Origin of the sequence: Phytobacter sp. V69 (assembly GCF_965644215.1) — a bacterium.
Taxonomy (GTDB): Bacteria; Pseudomonadota; Gammaproteobacteria; order Enterobacterales; family Enterobacteriaceae; genus Phytobacter.
Window position 1 is genome coordinate 1 of sequence record NZ_CBFFRL010000362.1, and the last position, 2,415, is coordinate 2,415.

A 2,415-nucleotide genomic window follows, 5' to 3' on the forward strand; every position below is an offset into this window, starting at 1 on the left:
TATAACGCATGCCGGTGATAATTAACTAAATACAGAAGGAAACTGAATTTATTCTCCCTGTTGGCTGGCATTAACCTGCGTCAGTTCAGGAAGTAAAAGACGTTTTCCATGGTAGCAAATCACGCACCCTGTTCACCGGCCAGTCCTGGATATGACCGATGACATAACGCAGCCATGCTTCCGGCTCCACGCCGTTAAGCCGGCAAGTGCCGATCAGCGAGTACAGTACAGCAGCACGCTCTCCGCCCGCATCTGAACCGGCGAACAGCCAGTTTTTCCGGCCCAGGGCAACGCCGCGCAGCGCGTTTTCCGCGATGTTGTTGTCTATCTCCGCCCAACCGTTGCTGCAGTACAGGTTCAGCGCGTCCCACTGTTTCAGCACGTACGCGAACGCCTTCGCCGTATCAGAGTGGCGCGACAGCACCTTCATCTGTACCTGTATCCAGTCGTACAGAGACTGCATCAGCGGGACGCTCTGCGCTTTACGGACTGCCAGCCTTTCATCTGCCGGGCTGCCGCGTATCTCCGCCTCGATGGCATACAGCTCACCGATGCGCCTCAGCGCTTCGGTTGTGATATCGGTCGGGGTACGGACGTGAACGTCGTGGATTTTTCGCCGGGCATGGGCCATGCAGGCCGCTTCCGTGATGCGACCGTCTTCATACAGTGCGTTGTAGCCACCGTACGCGTCCGCCTGCAGGATGCCGCAGTACCCGGCAAGGTGCTGTTGTGGATGAACGCCTTTCCGGTCCGGTGAGTATGCGAACCATACCGCAGGCGGGAGCTGTGAACCCGCGTTGCGGTCATCCCGGACGTAGACCCACAGGCGGGCCGTGCGGGTTTTACCGCTGCCCGGCTCCTGCACTGGCACAGGGATATCGTCTGTATGCACCTTACCCGGCATCAGCACGTACTGCCGCAGCAGGTCGTACAGCGGCTCCAGCAGCTCGCTGACCGCACCGGACCAGCGCCCCAGCGTGGCACGGCTCAGCTCCACGCCCTGGCGACGGTATATTTCCGACTGGCGGTAGTGCGGCGTGTGCTCGGCGAACTTCGCCGTAACGATGCGTGCCAGCAGACCGGGACCTGCATAGCTGCGCTCTATGGGTTTTGAGGACATCGGGGTCTGAACGATATTGTCGCACTGACAGCAGGCCAGCTTCGGACGCTGCGTTTCGATAACCTTAAAGGCGCTACTGATGAGCTCCAGCTGCTCCGACACGTCGCAGCCCAACGCTATGAGGTTGCCGCCGCACGCCGGACAGGCGATTTCGGCGGGCGGCAGAATGCGGGTTTCGCGGGGAAGTGAGGCTGGCAGTGGTTTACGGGCGGAAGTCTGGCGCAGCGGCTGCGGGAGTGCCGGGTCATACTGCTCACCCAGAACCTCCGCCATTTCCTCCTGCAGGGCGCTGATGCGCTCCTCAGCCTCGCGCACCTGACGCTGCGTTTTATCCCGCAGCTTTTCGGAGCTTTTGCCGAACTGCATGCGCTGCAGCTTAGCGACCAGCGCCTTCAGACGGTTGATTTCGCTGGCGTACGCAGCCACTCGCTGCGAGAGCAGGCGGTTATACTCCGCCATTTTGCGGATGGTGGCCTGCTGTTCCTGCAGCAGAGCCCTGAGGCGGGCATTTTCATCAGGGTATGAGGTGTCCATGCCTCCACTTTACAGCAGGTTATATCCGCAGACCAGGGCGTTCCGTCCGCTGCGGATGTTTCCAGTTAATACCCTCCAGCAGCATGCTCAGCTGCGCCGGCGTCAGGTGGACTTTACCGCCGCGGGTCTCGGGCCAGACGAAGCGCCCGCGCTCCAGGCGTTTTGTGAACAGGCACAGGCCGTCCCGGTCGGCCCACAGCACCTTTATCATGTCGCCCCGTCGGCCCCGAAAGATAAACAGATGACCGCTGAACGGGTTCGTGCGTAGCGTGTTCTGCACTTTCGCCGCCAGCCCGTTGAAGCTGCAGCGCATATCCGTCACTCCGGCGACCAGCCAGATGCGCGAGCCAAGCGGAAAGTTGATCATGCCTCACCCTCCCTGAGTTCGCTGACCAGTACGCGTAGAAGCTCTGGGGTCAATGGCCCGGTCAGGCTCAGGCTGCCGCCCGACAGTGTCAGCTTGCAACTGATGACCGGTGTCAGGTCTGCCGATACGGCCCCGTTGTGTCTGGATGGCGGCGACAGAGGCTCCACTGTGACCGGAATGAGGGTGGCTCTGCTGGCGGGGTCCAGCAGTCCCTGTCGATGAAGGTTACGCCAGTTAAACACCAGATTATCGTTAACGCCATGTTCCCGCGCCAGTTCTGCCACGCAGGCCCCCGGCTGCATGCTCAGCTCCGCCATGCGAATTTTGAACTCCAGTGGCCAGTCCGGGCGGCGTTTTTTGACAGGCAGGTTTGTTTCAAGATTGAAAGCGTACA

Annotated in this window: 3 protein-coding genes; all 3 read right to left on the reverse strand. The window is 60.6% G+C overall.

The annotated features are described in order from the left end of the window. Window positions 1–85 precede the first annotated feature (85 nt). Window positions 86–1,654: an IS66 family transposase gene (gene tnpC, locus ACSZPU_RS25045; protein ID WP_499004299.1), complete on the reverse strand. Its 1,569-nt coding sequence runs from the start codon at window positions 1,652–1,654 to the stop codon at window positions 86–88. Window positions 1,655–1,673: 19 nt separating this feature from the next. After that, window positions 1,674–2,021: an IS66 family insertion sequence element accessory protein TnpB gene (gene tnpB / locus ACSZPU_RS25050; RefSeq protein WP_499004300.1), complete on the reverse strand. Its 348-nt coding sequence runs from the start codon at window positions 2,019–2,021 to the stop codon at window positions 1,674–1,676. Next, window positions 2,018–2,415, reverse strand: a 398-nt coding sequence (gene tnpA, locus ACSZPU_RS25055; RefSeq protein WP_499004301.1) for an IS66-like element accessory protein TnpA, incomplete at its 5' end; no start/stop codon positions are given. The genes tnpA and tnpB, both read right to left, overlap by 4 nt.